The sequence below is a fragment of the Desulforhopalus singaporensis genome, assembly GCF_900104445.1.
In the GTDB taxonomy this organism is placed as follows: Bacteria; Desulfobacterota; Desulfobulbia; order Desulfobulbales; family Desulfocapsaceae; genus Desulforhopalus_A; species Desulforhopalus_A singaporensis.
On sequence record NZ_FNJI01000007.1, the window covers coordinates 64,298 to 78,128 of the forward strand.

13 protein-coding genes are annotated in these 13,831 nt (G+C 52.5%); 7 read left to right on the forward strand and 6 right to left on the reverse strand.

From position 1 onward, the window contains the following. Window positions 1-13: 13 nt before the first annotated feature. The 6 genes from BLQ17_RS06335 to BLQ17_RS06355 form a co-directional block, all read right to left on the reverse strand. Window positions 14-907, reverse strand: coding sequence for an NAD(P)-dependent oxidoreductase (locus BLQ17_RS06335; protein ID WP_092220924.1), 894 nt, complete (start codon window positions 905-907; stop codon window positions 14-16). Window positions 908-1,015: 108 nt separating this feature from the next. After that, on the reverse strand, window positions 1,016-2,323 hold the full coding sequence (locus tag BLQ17_RS06340; RefSeq protein ID WP_092220926.1) for a TRAP transporter large permease: 1,308 nt from the start codon (window positions 2,321-2,323) through the stop codon (window positions 1,016-1,018). After that, on the reverse strand, window positions 2,320-2,829 hold the full coding sequence (locus BLQ17_RS06345; RefSeq protein ID WP_092220928.1) for a TRAP transporter small permease: 510 nt from the start codon (window positions 2,827-2,829) through the stop codon (window positions 2,320-2,322). The genes BLQ17_RS06340 and BLQ17_RS06345 overlap by 4 nt, the downstream gene beginning before the upstream one ends. A gap of 89 nt (window positions 2,830-2,918) precedes the next feature. Further along, complete coding sequence (gene dctP, locus BLQ17_RS06350; protein WP_092220930.1) at window positions 2,919-3,995, reverse strand: TRAP transporter substrate-binding protein DctP; 1,077 nt, start codon at window positions 3,993-3,995, stop codon at window positions 2,919-2,921. Window positions 3,996-4,395: 400 nt separating this feature from the next. Then, the gene (locus BLQ17_RS22520; protein ID WP_176761113.1) at window positions 4,396-4,569 is read right to left on the reverse strand and encodes a hypothetical protein; all 174 of its coding nucleotides are present in this window, start codon (window positions 4,567-4,569) and stop codon (window positions 4,396-4,398) included. Window positions 4,570-4,831: 262 nt separating this feature from the next. Further along, entirely contained in the window at window positions 4,832-7,270 is a 2,439-nt protein-coding gene (locus BLQ17_RS06355; RefSeq protein WP_092220932.1) for an acetate--CoA ligase family protein, read from the reverse strand. Window positions 7,271-7,467: 197 nt separating this feature from the next. Between BLQ17_RS06355 and BLQ17_RS06360 the strand changes: the two genes are divergently transcribed. The 7 genes from BLQ17_RS06360 to BLQ17_RS06390 all read left to right on the forward strand — a co-directional run bounded on the left by BLQ17_RS06360 (window position 7,468) and on the right by BLQ17_RS06390 (window position 13,830). Further along, on the forward strand, window positions 7,468-8,424 hold the full coding sequence (locus tag BLQ17_RS06360; protein WP_092220934.1) for a LysR family transcriptional regulator: 957 nt from the start codon (window positions 7,468-7,470) through the stop codon (window positions 8,422-8,424). An 817-nt stretch (window positions 8,425-9,241) separates the two neighbouring features. Next, entirely contained in the window at window positions 9,242-10,660 is a 1,419-nt protein-coding gene (locus BLQ17_RS06365; protein WP_092220936.1) for a trimethylamine methyltransferase family protein, read from the forward strand. A 51-nt stretch (window positions 10,661-10,711) separates the two neighbouring features. Further along, the gene (locus BLQ17_RS06370; RefSeq protein ID WP_092220938.1) at window positions 10,712-11,086 is read left to right on the forward strand and encodes a Rid family detoxifying hydrolase; all 375 of its coding nucleotides are present in this window, start codon (window positions 10,712-10,714) and stop codon (window positions 11,084-11,086) included. 78 nt (window positions 11,087-11,164) lie between these two features. Beyond that, the gene (locus BLQ17_RS06375) at window positions 11,165-12,235 is read left to right on the forward strand and encodes a pyruvate ferredoxin oxidoreductase (protein WP_092220940.1); all 1,071 of its coding nucleotides are present in this window, start codon (window positions 11,165-11,167) and stop codon (window positions 12,233-12,235) included. A gap of 116 nt (window positions 12,236-12,351) precedes the next feature. After that, complete coding sequence (locus BLQ17_RS06380; protein ID WP_092220942.1) at window positions 12,352-13,083, forward strand: thiamine pyrophosphate-dependent enzyme; 732 nt, start codon at window positions 12,352-12,354, stop codon at window positions 13,081-13,083. Then, window positions 13,080-13,631, forward strand: a complete 552-nt coding sequence (locus BLQ17_RS06385) for a 2-oxoacid:acceptor oxidoreductase family protein (protein ID WP_092220944.1) — start codon at window positions 13,080-13,082, stop codon at window positions 13,629-13,631. Before BLQ17_RS06380 ends, BLQ17_RS06385 begins: the two co-directional genes overlap by 4 nt. After that, window positions 13,618-13,830, forward strand: coding sequence for a 4Fe-4S binding protein (locus tag BLQ17_RS06390; RefSeq protein WP_092220947.1), 213 nt, complete (start codon window positions 13,618-13,620; stop codon window positions 13,828-13,830). The genes BLQ17_RS06385 and BLQ17_RS06390 overlap by 14 nt, the downstream gene beginning before the upstream one ends. The last annotated feature ends 1 nt before the right edge of the window (window position 13,831 follow it).

Sequence of the window (13,831 nt, forward strand, 5' to 3'; positions counted from 1 at the left end):
GCCGCCACCTTTATTACCTGTTTTCCCGAACTTCGACGTTCATCAACTCTTCCCAGATTTTTATCACCGCCGACATATCCTCCCGGCCGTAGCCACGGGCCCTTGCCATTTCAAAAAGCTGCATCGCCTGGCTTGTCATCGGCAGGGGCATCTGCTCATTTTTCGCGGCATCGGCGGCCAGTCCAAGGTCCTTGTACTGCAGGTCAACGGCAAACCCGGGGGTAAAATTTCCCTTCATGATGAATTTTTCCAGTTTGGCGTCCAGCACATAGCTTTTGCCGGAGCCGCTGCCGATGATTTCATGCATTACTTCGCCGGATAACCCAAGCTTTCTGCCGAGTACCATCGCCTCTGCAAGCGATGCCATATTGGCGCCGAGCAGCATGTTGTTGACGATCTTGACAGCGTCGCCGGCACCTGTGTCGCCGACATGGCGGATGTTTTTGCCGAGGATCTCAAGGATGGACATAACCTTGTTGACCGCTGCCTCCGGTCCGCCGACCATGATGGTCAGGGTTCCGGCTTCGGCTCCCGATACTCCGCCGGATACGGGCGCATCCAGGTACTCGACCCCTTTTAGCCCGGCCTGGGCGGCGAGCGCTCTGGTGGTGGTCGGGTCGACACTGCTCAGGTCGATGATACACTTTTTTTCCTGTACCCCGGCCAACACCCCGTTTTCACCAGCTACAACACTTTTTACTATCGCCGAATTGGGCAGGCTGAGAAAAATGATATCCGCCGCCCTGCCGACTTCTTCCGGCGACCGACAGATCTTCGCACCACGGGTTTCCAGTTCATCAAGCGCACCCTTCTGCACATCGTACACATACAGTTCTCTGCCGGCGCCAGCCAATCTTCCGGCCATCGGTTTCCCCATGGCCCCCAATCCGATAAATCCAAGTTTCATTGACGTACCATTTTAAAAGACAAAGTTTTGCGGACAGCGCTGCGGCGCGATCCGCAACCTCCCTAGTTTGTCCTGCATTTCAGCCTTCACCCCTACACCTCTTTTCTGTCAACCGCCCTTCAGCACACTCGGCAGCCAGAGGGCGAGCTGGGGAAAGAGAAACAGCAACAGGACGTTGATATAAATCGGTATGAGAAAAGGCAGCGAACCGCGCACTATCGTTCCTATAGAGTGCTTGGGCACTACTCCTTTCAAAACAAAAAGACTCAGACCGAAAGGAGGCGTAATAGTACTCTGCTCCCCGGCCATAACGTAAATTATACCCCACCAGACCGGATTGATATCGAGGCCGACGATAACCGGCATGACGAAGGGGAAAGTAAGGAAAAGCATGGACCACGAATCAAAAAACATCCCCATCAGCAGATACATCACAAAAAAGAGCATCAGGATACCGTACTTGCCGATAGGCAGTCCGATGATAAACTCCTTTATCAGGGGGATGATTCCGGCTGAGTTGAATACATGGGATATCAGAGTGGCCATCGCCATGATAAACAGAGAAAAAGAGGTGATCTTGACCGTATCCAGCAAGCTCCTCTTGACGATTTCAAAGGTCAGCCGGCGGTATGCGAGCGTCAGCAATATAGAGAGAAAAGCACCCAGACCCGCCGCTTCGGTCGGGGTCATGATCCCACCGAATATTGCTCCCAGCACACCCAGGATGACTCCCATGAACGGCAGTACGTCGATCAGGGCCAGCAACTTTTCCCGCATGGTGAAACTCATCGCGGGAGGCGCAAGCTCCGGCTTGAGTTTCACCTGGATGATAATGGTCAGGATGAACAAAATTGTGAGGGTCAGACCAGGAATCAGACCGGCAGCCAGCAGATCGACTATGGACAACCCCTGCCATGCGCCGTAAAGGATAAGAAGAATACTTGGTGGAATAAGGGGTGCCAGAACCGTCCCTGAAGCAATGGCGCCAAGGGCCAGTTTAGGTGAATAGTTCTTCTTTTCCATGACGGGAAAAGCGATTTTGCCAAACGTTGCCGTCGCCGCTATGGTCGAACCGCACATCGCGCCAAACACCGCATTTCCACATATTACCGAACAGGCGAGCCCGCCCGGAAGATTGGCGACCCATTTTTCAATGGCACTGAACAATTTCTCGTTCACCCCGGTATTGCCTAAGATACCGCCCATAAAGATAAATAGCGGCAACGCCGTCAGGGTAAAGGAATTCAGTGAACCAAAAGCTGTCTCGGCCAGCTGGCCGAGTGGTTGATCCACATACCAGACAAGACCGATTACGGCTGTAATTCCAACAGACCAGCCTATTTCCAACCCGATAATCAACAGCATGAACAGGAGAGCGATAAGAGCTATCGCGATACCTACCTCAGATCCCATCATTTCTCATTCCCTCCTGTGTTCATTAATTCGAGCACGGATTTAATAATTTCCGCAACGAGCTGCAGCAGCAGAAGAACAGACCCGACAAGCAGTACCGACTGGGGATACACCAGCGGTGTTCTCATCCAGCTGCCGCTCCTGGAACCAAACAGCAGTGAATCCTGCAACAGTTCATAACTGCCGGCAATAAGCGGCCAGCAGAATACGGTCGCCAGGAGCAGGGTGAACAATTTCAGCCATCGCCTCACCCCCGGGGAAAGCATATTGGTTACTATTTCTACGCTGACATGACTGCGCTCCTTCCAGGTATAGGCAAGACCGATAAAAGTAATGCCAACGAGCATGAACCCTCCAAGTTCATCGGCAATAGACAGTGGATCCTGCATAACATACCGGGTGAGGACTTCGCCCAGCACCATCACCATGAGCAGAAAGACGGTCAATGCCGGCAGATACCCGCTTAATACATTTGTGATAGTTTCTATTATAGAGACTATTTTCTTCATACTTTCTGCCTGGCTTAAAGTTAATCTTTTTGCCGGCGGCAACGCCGTCGCCGCCGGCCTTCCTTGTTACTTTTCAAACAAACTGCCGATTATTTACCGGTAAAGTCTCTATAGTTCTGTACCGCGTTCTTGACAGCTTTCAGAAGAGCGGGACGTTCCTCTTTCCACGGTCCTTCAACATTGAGCCATTCTTTCTCAACGGCTGCAGCAGCCTGCGCTATCTGCTCGGCGTCGCCGGCTTCAAGACGTGTTCTCTTCACCCCTGACAGATCTACGGTATCAAGACTCATCACATATTCCGCGGTGGTGGAAAGCGATACCATCTGCTGAAGCTCGCGTCCGACGTCCATGACAACCTTTTGCAGGTCCTCAGGCAGGGCTTCAAACGACTTCGCGTTCATCAAGGTAACCGCGGTCCAGGTTGGAGAGAGGGGGGTGAGAGTGAAGTATTTGGAAACTTTTCCAAGGCCGATGGAATATCCATAGCCAAGACTTGTCAGGACGCCATCGATGGTTCCTGCCATCATGGCCGGGGCCAGCTCAGATCCGGCAATGGTCACCGGACTTGCACCAAGTTCCTTGATACCTTGGGTCGGAAGATATCCGCCCACACGAACCTTCATCCCTTTGAGATCTTCCAGGGTTGTTATATTGCGATTGGACCAGATTCCGTTTGCCGGGTCCCACTGGGTTACGAACCAGAATTTCAAACCAAATTTCTTGAGTGTTTTGTCATAAATTTTCATGACTTCCGGATCCTGGTAAACCGCCAGTTCCTCGGCAAGTCCTTTCACCGGATCCTCATTTACGATGCCCGGAATCTCCCCCCAGTTCCAGATCGGATAGGTGCCGGAGAGCCAGGGCATTGCGATATCACCCATGTCGGCTTTTCCTTTTGCAACTGCAGTAAACATGTCACCGGACGGAAACATCCTGGGTATGATCTCGAGCTGAATTCGACCGCCGCTCCTCTCATAGAGCATACGCTCCATCTCCCCTCCCGGGCGATAAATCTGAGATGCACGAAACTTCGGTCCCCAGATATCATTCCAGGAAAACTTCAGTTTATAGACCTTCTGATCCGCGCTCATCCCATTCATGGGTGCCGCCAGCATAAGCAACAATGCTGCGACAATGCCGAGTATCCTCTTTTTTTTGCTTTGCATCCGATCTTCCTCCAGTTTTGATTAAAGGTTGTGTCTTCCGGCTCCTCCAGAAAAACGGCAGGACCACCGATGGTCTATTGTAGACAACAACACTACAGCCCATCGTTATCAGGTTTTATTGTATACAATAGACATATATTCAGTCAAGAAAAATATACGGCCCTGGCAGGCGGTCAGTTGTAAGGAGTAAAAAAGACAGCTATTTCAGGTGGTAATACGGGAGTTCCGGTTTGATTTTTCTAAAAGGTTCAACCTCTACCGCTCCAGGTTCTTCAGATCAGGAACAGCAGCAGGAATTGTGGAAAACAGAATAATCCTGACGCGGCTGTATTACAGGACAAACGCTTCACCAGTCGTTATCTGTGACGGCACCTCGCACCGGGTGATATTGTGGCAATGTCTAGCCGCTTACCCGGTCAAGTTGCCGATAGAGGTCGGCAAGATGATTTTCTATACTGACCAGCAGCAGCCTGGCGCTGAAGTCATCGGGATTTTGTGCAAAATTCTGTTTGGCTTCCTCTCTGACCTTTTCGGCTTTTTCAATCTGTTCGCTAATCGATTCACTCTGCCCCATAATCGTATCTACCTGTACATTGAACGTATCTTTTAATACCAATTGCAAAAAAAACAGCAAACCATAACTGTTCCACCCCTCAGGGGTTCACCCGCCCTGACCATAACATCCGGGCTGCAACCCGGCAACGGAAGAAATTGACCGGGAACCGCAGACGCTGACCGGCTGGTTGCCAGGTTGTGATGCCCCCCCCTGGTTCCAACTCCAACAGACCGGTCCGCATTGAACCGTAAGCGACAGCCCCATCCGGCTCGCCACATTTTCAGATGTTGCCGGAAAGTTCCCCCGCCCTCACCTTTGCTGCCTGCAGCCGCCCCTCGATGTACATCGCCAGAGCCTGAACCGCCCGATCTCCTGAGCGAAATATCGGTACGCCGCCATTCATCAGTTCACCCACCAGGGCATCGTAGATGCGGCCTCCATCAACCACCCCTATTACCGGCTTTTCAAGTTTCGCCACAGCCTTCGGCAGTATTCTGGCGATAGAGGTCGGCGTATCGAAACCGTATCTTCTGGTCTGGTCGCCGGCAAGCGTCCGCATCGCAGGAGACAGCGGGTCCAGTCCTGCCACCACCGCATCGACATTGTGATCGCGGGCAAGCTCCGTGACAACCCGTACATGGGTCTCGTCATCGGCTCCGGGATTGATGTCCAGCGGGTTTCTGATCTGCACGAGCCGGTCAAGCCCCTTTTGTTCAAGGATCTTTTTGATCTTTTGCACGCTGCCTTGCGAAAATCCGGCAAGCTTCATCTCATAATCATCCGACTGGATGTTGTCGGCCATGCCGACCGCCTCAAACCCTGCACCGCTTACCGTCGCCAGCCGATTCCCCAGGATCTTTTTGCCGTGCAGTCTCTGGGAGAGCATCAGCAGGTCTTCGAACTGGGAAAAATTCTGCGCGACTATGCCGCCGGCCTGCCGCACACAGGCCTCGCAAACCATATAATCCCCCGCAACCGAAGCGGTGTGACCCGAGGTGGCGTTTTTTCCTTCCGGAGTACGGCCTGCTTTATAGAATATCACATCTTTGCCAGCAGCCACTGCCAACCGTACCGCCCTGATAAACGTCAACCCGTCCAGATCCTTGAACCCTTCGCAATAAACCCCTATGACATCGATCTCGGCGTCATCCTTTAAGTAGCTGAGTATGTCTCCAAGGGTCAGGTCGTTCTGGTTGCCCACCGAAATCATATACGCAGGATTAAGCTCGGGCAACTTGCTCAACCGGGTTATCATGAACGCTCCGCTCTGGCTGACAAAAGCACTGTTGCGCTTTTGAGCCCCCCGTCTTCTCGGTAATTTTTCTTCTGGAATAAAGAGGGTGTCATACCTTCCCGGATGGGAGACGACACCAAGACAGTTGGCCCCCAGAAATACCGGACCGCCGTTTTCCTTCCTATGTGCCGCCCTGATTTTTTCGGTCAGCGCTGCAGCCCGTGCAACACTCTCATCGGTCTCCCCCATACCGCCGGCGATGAGCATCACCGTTTCTGCCGCATCCTTATCGATGATCTCGCAGGCAATTGCAGGAACCTGGTCGGCCCCGACCGCCACCACCAGCAGATCGAGCCTGCCATCAAGGCTCGATATGTCGGGCAGGCACCTGATACCCTCGAATTCATCAAGGTTCGGACGAAAAAGAGTTATCGCCGCCGGGTCATAGCCATTTGCAAGTATGTTGTCCAGGATCACCCGGCCAAAGTTGACGCGACTGGTCGACACCCCGATAATGCCAATGGACTCCGGGACGAGCAGTCTTTTGACCTTGTGAAACGGTCTTGCATCCTCGATGTTGCCCGGCAACCCAAACCTGCACATGCCGTCCAGGGGGACCATGAGAAAATCGCTGAAGGCAAAAGGGTTTATCTCCAGCTCCTCTATGACAAAGGGTGCCCCCGTGTTAATCGGGGAGTAGTAATTTGCAAGTTTTATCATCGAGTCGAAACACTCTATGATCTGTTCATCGGTTACGATGCGCCGCTGCCCCCTGGTCAGTCCGGCCAGTTTCCTGTAACAGATGGTTTTTTTAAAGAGGGCAAAAAAGTTTTCACCGTCGGTGTCCACCGTGGAAGAGGCGACGACAGCCTGGCCTTTGCGGAACCGCCGGGCATATAGCTCTGTGTCGGTACCGCCGAGCCCGGCGCTGATAACCATGCCAAACTCCCTGGTATTACGGATGCCGACTATAAGTTCGTTGCCAAACGCATCGGAATCCGGAGCCATGAACTGCACCATCAGGACCCCACAGATATCGCGCCCGACACCGAGTTGCAGCGCTTCTTTTGCCAGATCACGATAATTTTCCGGAGGGTGTACGCATTTCTTCTCCACAAGCGCCGCATATCTTTCCGGGACCTCATACATCATCCGGCGCCAGGCTGAGCGGATTTTTTCCGGCCTGTTCTCGACAATTTTTACACCGCCAACTTCGGTCTTATGGACAATTGACGGTGAAACGATTTTCAGCACCACTTTTTTGCCGGGTATGACAGATAGTTCCTCGTCAGAATATTTCCGCCCCTTTGCAAGAAAATGGGTCCGGGGCGGAGTTTCGGCTCCGCTGCTGCTCAACAGCTCATAGGTTTCATACTCGAAAAGAGCGCTCCTCCCCTGGTCGTGAGCGGTACCAAAGAGCTTTGTAATAGCGTCAAAATCTATTGCCGGATCAACCACCCGTGGTGATTGTGTTACTGCCCCCATTTTTTTCACCTTTTCCAATACCGGGCGACCCAAATCCCAAAACAGTTGGGCCTGTGTCGCCGTCTTTTCATCTCTTGACCTCACCAGCCAGGGCAGCCGGCCCCTTACACCTGCCTGACTCCCTGATATTGACTTATTACCAGCTACCCATTATTTAGTAAATTTACATATAATTCAAACCAGGTTAAGTATTACTAATGAACGTCGATTTCAACCGACTGCGTATTTTCTACTATATCCACTCTTCGCTCAGCATCACCGCCGCCGCGGATCAACTGCACATCACCCCTTCCGCAGTCAGTCAGCAGCTCAAGAAACTCGAAGAGGAAATGGACACCCGGCTGTTCATCCGCCTGCATAAACGGCTGGTTCCTACCGCCACCGGAGTTCGTCTGTTTCAGCTTGTCAAGCCGTTACTGACCGATCTTGACACCGGATTAAAGGCAATTCGCGAGGAACTTTCAGAGCCCGCCGGCCTGCTGCGGATCGGCGCTCCCATGGAGTTCGGTTCCCGCTACCTGCCGCATATCATCGCCTCATTCTGCAACCGATACCCCAAGGTGAAATTCACCCTGGAGCTTGGACGCCCGGGGGCTCTTCTTGGTAAGGTAAACAGGGCCGAGGTTGATTTTGCTTTTGTCGACACCTTCCCAACCAGAAGCCAACCTTATGGAAGTTATCAAAACTTCACCATTTCCCCGATAATCGAGGAACAGGTGGTACTTGCCTGTTCACGAACCTATTTCAACAGCCACATTGCAGGAGATGAATCCTGCAAAAGGCTTGAAAGCGGCCAGTTCATATCGCAACAACCGGATGCAAGAGCGATCACCAACTGGTTTCTCCACCATTTCGGCAAACCGCCCGGCCAACTCGACATCGTAGTGCAGGTCGAAAACCACCAGGCAGTGCTCTCATCAATCAGACACAACCTCGGTATGGGAATAATCGTCTCTCACCTTGCCTGGGATGACATAAGATCCGGTACTATTGTGATCATACGTGGAGAGAGCGAACAGACCAAAAACAGGATCTCCCTTGTCCAGCTGCGGGACAAGATCCCGAGTGCTGCGGAAAAAACCTTTATTGCCCATTTCAACGTTGTGGCAACAAAAAGCAAAACCCTGCAGCAGCTCAAACTGATTCCGCAATAAATCCCTGCAACACCACCCCGACTGACACAACAGGATGGGCCATATCCTGTGTTCTTTGCCATATAAAACCATTTTTCTCACGCCAGAAGATTGCAAAATCGCACCCGAGTAAGATAAACTATTCTCTGGTTGCAACTGAGAAAATTCAGGATACGGCAAGAGGTCGGCGGGAGGCTGGCCAGGCGCTGACTCCAACCGGCAAGGACAAGGTCATCAGGGCCAGGAATGTGCGCCGGAGCATCACGGCTGCCTCTACCGCGCAACAAGATCGCCCCTGACGTTGCTGATATATTAATAATATTACCAACACGAACAGATAGTTACCCGAAAAAAACAAAAACATCGACCACCTCCTGCCCTGGATGGCGAGTGGGAAACAAGCGGCTCCGCTACTCAGCTTGGCGATCATGCCTGAGAAGCCTCCCAGGATAGACCAATTGTGCAACAAATGGGGAAATAATTATTATTGATGAACCAAATTCCACTACAATACATAGTGCAGGCAACCGAGCGAGTAAAATTCAGCAAAAACAAACAATTTTTTTGACAAATTTTTTTGTTTTCACCTCTTATAAAAGCAAATTTTTTTGTTTTTTTAAAAGCGCGACTTTCCTTCTGAAAAAATTAATAGCAACATAACACCATATTTTTAAAACATATTGTTTACGGCTACTCCGTTCATTTGTTTTAGGTACGTTTATTGCTAATTGATATATCTAAAAGATATCAAGTGCGTTTTACAACAGGTGCCGGGCGGGAATAAACACCCAGCTCAATTACTCCCGGAAATACCGAAAAAAGGAGAAAGGGGTTTTTTATGCGTCATTTTGAATATTTTTCTCAGGAAGAAGTGCAGCGGGTCCATGAAGCCAGCCTCAAGGTTTTGGAGGAAACCGGCCTGGATTTTGGTTATGAGCCGGCAGTGGCGGTCCTGCGGGAAGCCGGCTGCAGGGTAGAAGGCAAAAGAGTTTTTTTCCCGCCGAAACTGGTGGAGGAGATGATTGCCAAGGCGCCGGCGGAGTTCACTCTTTATGGCAGGAATCCCGACAAGAACGTGGTAATCGGTGGTGACAATATCGCCTACATTCCCTGTTACGGCTCGCCGATAGTAACGGATCTTGACCGCGGCAGACGGGAGAGCATCTTCGAGGATTATAAAAATTTCGTCAAGCTCAGTTATGCCAGCAAGGTTCTTGATATTACCGGCGGCATGATGGCTGAGCCCGGTGACTTGCCCAACGACAGGCGCAATGCGGAAATGATGTATGCCTCCATGAAATACTCCGACAAGCCTTTCATGGGGGGGGCGACAAACGGCGCTGCGGCAAAGGAAACCATCGAGATGGCGTCACTGGTTTTCGGCGGCGAGCAAGAGCTGGCAAAAAAACCTCGATTTATAAGCATCTTGTGCTCTTTGACGCCACTGAGCTACGATGAGTCTATGCTTGGTGCGATAATGGAGTACGCCCGGGCGGGGATGCCGCAGCTGATCTCCTCCCTCTCCATCGCCGGCGCCACTGCCCCGGTCACCATGGAAGGTACCCTGGTGGTCCAGAATGCCGAGATTCTGGCAGGCATCGTCTTGACCCAGATAATACGACCCGGAACCCCTGTGGTCTATTCCGGTTCATCGTCAAATGCGGCGATGCGTTACGGCACCCTGAGTATCGGCTCTCCGGAAAACGCGGTAAACGTTGCCGCAACTGCGCAGATGGCGAGGTTCTACAGCCTGCCCTGCAGGGGAGGCGGGACTCTTACCGACTCCAAGTCTCCCGATGCCCAGGCGGGACTCGAGTCGATGATGAGCCATCTGATGGCCACCGTAGCCGGGGTGAACTTCGTGCTCCATTCCGCCGGAATTCTTGAAGGCTATCTGGTCTCCTCATACGAAAAATTCATCATAGATGACGAAATATGCGGGATGTGCAAGCGGATCAAGAAAGGTGAGCAGATAACCGCTGAGAACCTTGCCATCGACGTTATTGACCAGGTGGGGCCGGGAGGCGAATATCTGACCAACGCCCACACCTTCCGGAATTTCCGCCAATCGTTTTACCAGCCGGAGATGGAATCCCGCGAGAACTACGACACCTGGAAGAAGAACGGCAGCCTCACATACGATCAGGTTGCCAACAGGAAGTGGAAAGAGATACTTGAAAAATATGTCGAGCCCTCACTACCGGAAGAGAGCGAGAAAGCGCTGCAGGATTATATCGCAGACAAATACGGCCGGTGATTGAACAAGACAATTATAAGATAATCAACCTATAACCAGTAAAGGAATAGTATGGAAACTGTTATTGCCCAAAACGCCCCCCAAGCCGTCGGCCCCTATTGCCATGGAATCAAGCACGGAGATCTGCTTTTCACCTCGGGACAGCTGGCGCTCGATCCGTCCACCGGCGCCATGGTCAACGACACGATTGAGGCGGAAACAGAGCAGGTACTGAAAAACCTGGAAGCCATCCTCAAAGGTGCCGGTACCAGCAAGGACAAGGTGATAAAGGTCAACGTCTACATCACCGACCTGGGTGATTTCGCACGGATCAACGAAGTCTACGGTTCTTTTTTTGCTCCGCACACTCCGGCAAGGGCCTGCGTCGAGGTGGCCAACCTGGCACTGGGGGCAAAGGTTGAGATGGATATGGTGGCAGCTCTGTAGCAAAGGGTGCCGTAACAAAGATCTTTTGCAATAAGGGTAGTCAAACAGCTGCCCTGCAACAGGAAAGGATTGATCGTAATGGAATCGAACACGTTGTTTATGAAGAATTCGGAGATATTCGCAGAAGCGATGATCCGTTGCGGAATACGCTATCATTTTGCATATCCGATTACTCCGGCAACAGACGTTATGAAATACACCGCCGCACATTTTCACAAGGTGGGCGGCAGAATGTTCCAGGCGGAAAGCGAGCTTGCGGTAATCAACTGTCTTACCGGACTTGCCGCAACCGGTCAGCTGGGCTGCGCCTCCACTTCCGGCCCCGGCTTTGACCTGATGCAGGAAGGAATCGGCTTCATGACGGCGGCGGAGCTGCCGTGCATTCTTCTTGATAATATGCGGGTCGGCCCCGGCGACGGTGACATTATCGGCTCGCAGCAGGACTATTTCATGGCCACCCGTGGAGGCAGCCACGGCGATTACTATATCCCAGTATATGCACCCGCCTCCGGTCAGGAGATAGTAGACCTGATGCCGGTTGCCATCGACCGGGCCTTCACCTACCGGACTCCTGTCCTGTTTGTCATGGACGGGGTGATGGCGCAGATGATAGAGACGGTGGATTTCACCCCCGCCAAAGAAACAGTCAGCAGCTACGACACCGGCGAATGGTCATATACCGGAGCCAAAGACCGCGGCAAAAGGGCTCTGATCACCGGCTCCTACGCACACAGCGACGGAGAACAGATGGTCAAAAAGCTGATGGCCAAAGCCGAAGCCATGACCGCCAAGGAACAGCTCTGGGAAGAGTATGAGCTCGAGGATGCCGAGGTTGTCGTCTGCGCTTTCGGCCTGCCCGGCAGGGTATGCAGGGAGATTGTCCAGGAGAGAAGAAAACAAGGCGAAAAAATAGGGTTTATCAGGCCGATCACCCTGTTTCCCTTTCCTGAAAAGGTTTTTGCCGGCCTGCCCGGATCGGTAAGGGAGATTCTCGTTGTCGAGATGAATTACGGCCAGATGGTACAGGACGTAAGACTTGCCGTGAACGGACGGTGCAACGTCTCCCACTACGGACATGTCGGCGGGGATCAGCCCATGATCAAGGCCAGGGAGGTGAGAAACCGCCTGGCGGCCCTGGTGCCGGCCTGATCATTGGACGTCAGGCTTTTCTGACGACCGAAAGCAGGTCATAAAGACGTAAAGGCGTGAAAAGGCAATATGAATTTTGCGCTCATTAAAGTTTAAAATCCACAATAGGTTTGGCAATGAAAACTTTTCGTGAGGAAAAGAACTTTAGCTGGTGCCCTGGCTGCGGCCACGGGATCGTCGCTCGGCTTTGTGCAGAGTTGATCGAAGAGAACAATCTGCGCGATCGTACATGTTGTGTCGTCGGTATCGGCTGCGGAGGGTTCCATCACCATTATATGGAAATAGATGCCCTCGAAGCCGCCCACGGCCGGTCGATACCGGTGGCAACGGGATACAAGCTGGGGCTGCCCGATAATTTTGTCTACACCCTCCAGGGAGATGGCGACTGTGCCTCCATCGGGCTGGCGGAGCTCATGCATGCCGCCAACCGGGGAACCCCCATAACCGTTATCATGGTCAACAACGGCGTGTTCGGGATGACCGGCGGCCAGATGTCTCCGGAGACCCTGATTTCCCAGAAGACACCAACCTGTCCGTTCGGACGGGACGCAAAACTCCACGGCAACCCTCTCAAGGTTTCGGAGATGATGCAGGAGATGGACGGCGTCGCCTATCTGGCCCGTCTTTCCGTTGCCACCCCCACCCTTGTTCGCAAGGCCAAAAAAGGTCTGGCCCAGGCATTCAAGGCCCAGGAGGAAAAACTCGGCTTTTCCTTTGTCGAAATATTGAGCCCGTGCCCTACGGGATGGAACATGAAAGTTGTCGACTCCTACCAGCGGCTGGCAAAAGAAGTAGCTGAAATTCTTCCGGTAAAAGAGTTCATCAACAAGGTTGGAGGTGAATCGTGAAAAAGAAACTAGTATTTGCAGGTTCCGGCGGCCAGGGTGTTATCTCCATGGCCACCCTGACGTGCCTTGCAGCCATTGAATGCAAATGGAACGCGGTGATGAGCCAGACCTACGGCATCGAACAGCGGGGTGGTACCGCGGTCGGTTTCGTGGTGATCTCTGACGAGGAAATCGGTTCGCCGATGATAGAGGAGGATGCCGACATCTGCTGTCTGATGCACCCGATGATTGTCGACGCCCATATAAAAGATGCGGCGTCCGGCGGTATCGTGCTGTACAACAGCTCCCTTGTCAAATCAGAACCGGTTCGCGAAAGCGTTGAGTTTCTCAGTGTCCCGGCAACCGATGCCGCACAGGAGCTGGGCGAACGCCGGGCCGCCAATATGTTTGCCCTCGGCAGGCTCAGCGCCGAGACGGGTTTCGTGCCGATTGAAGCGCTCTGTTCGGCTCTTGAAAAAATGCTGGGAGAAAAAAAGAAACACCTGGTCGAGATAAACCAGAAAGCCCTGCGGGCGGGTTATGCGGGAGGTTGCAATGAAGAAAAATAAGACCCTGGTTATCAACAGCGCCCGCTGCAAAGCGTGCGGGCTGTGCATCCATTTCTGCCCCAAGAAGGCTCTTTCCCTCTGCGGGGAATTCAATGATATGGGCTATAATTTCGTGCAGTCCGATCAGGAACTGTGCGTCAAATGCAACACCTGCGGCACCATCTGCCCCGACGTGGTGCTGAAAGTGGTGGAGGACTGAA

Excerpts from the sequence above, each read along its gene's own strand:
- BLQ17_RS06345 (WP_092220928.1), bottom strand. The coding sequence starts at position 2,829 with ATGAAGAAAATAGTCTCTATAATAGAAACTATCACAAATGTATTAAGC.
- BLQ17_RS22520 (WP_176761113.1), bottom strand. The coding sequence starts at position 4,569 with ATGGGGCAGAGTGAATCGATTAGCGAACAGATTGAAAAAGCCGAAAAG.
- BLQ17_RS06365 (WP_092220936.1), top strand. The coding sequence starts at position 9,242 with ATGCGTCATTTTGAATATTTTTCTCAGGAAGAAGTGCAGCGGGTCCAT.
- BLQ17_RS06380 (WP_092220942.1), top strand. The coding sequence starts at position 12,352 with ATGAAAACTTTTCGTGAGGAAAAGAACTTTAGCTGGTGCCCTGGCTGC.
- BLQ17_RS06375 (WP_092220940.1), top strand. The coding sequence starts at position 11,165 with ATGGAATCGAACACGTTGTTTATGAAGAATTCGGAGATATTCGCAGAA.
- dctP (WP_092220930.1), bottom strand. The coding sequence starts at position 3,995 with ATGCAAAGCAAAAAAAAGAGGATACTCGGCATTGTCGCAGCATTGTTG.
- BLQ17_RS06360 (WP_092220934.1), top strand. The coding sequence starts at position 7,468 with ATGAACGTCGATTTCAACCGACTGCGTATTTTCTACTATATCCACTCT.
- BLQ17_RS06355 (WP_092220932.1), bottom strand. The coding sequence starts at position 7,270 with ATGGGGGCAGTAACACAATCACCACGGGTGGTTGATCCGGCAATAGAT.
- BLQ17_RS06370 (WP_092220938.1), top strand. The coding sequence starts at position 10,712 with ATGGAAACTGTTATTGCCCAAAACGCCCCCCAAGCCGTCGGCCCCTAT.
- BLQ17_RS06335 (WP_092220924.1), bottom strand. The coding sequence starts at position 907 with ATGAAACTTGGATTTATCGGATTGGGGGCCATGGGGAAACCGATGGCC.
- BLQ17_RS06340 (WP_092220926.1), bottom strand. The coding sequence starts at position 2,323 with ATGATGGGATCTGAGGTAGGTATCGCGATAGCTCTTATCGCTCTCCTG.
- BLQ17_RS06390 (WP_092220947.1), top strand. The coding sequence starts at position 13,618 with ATGAAGAAAAATAAGACCCTGGTTATCAACAGCGCCCGCTGCAAAGCG.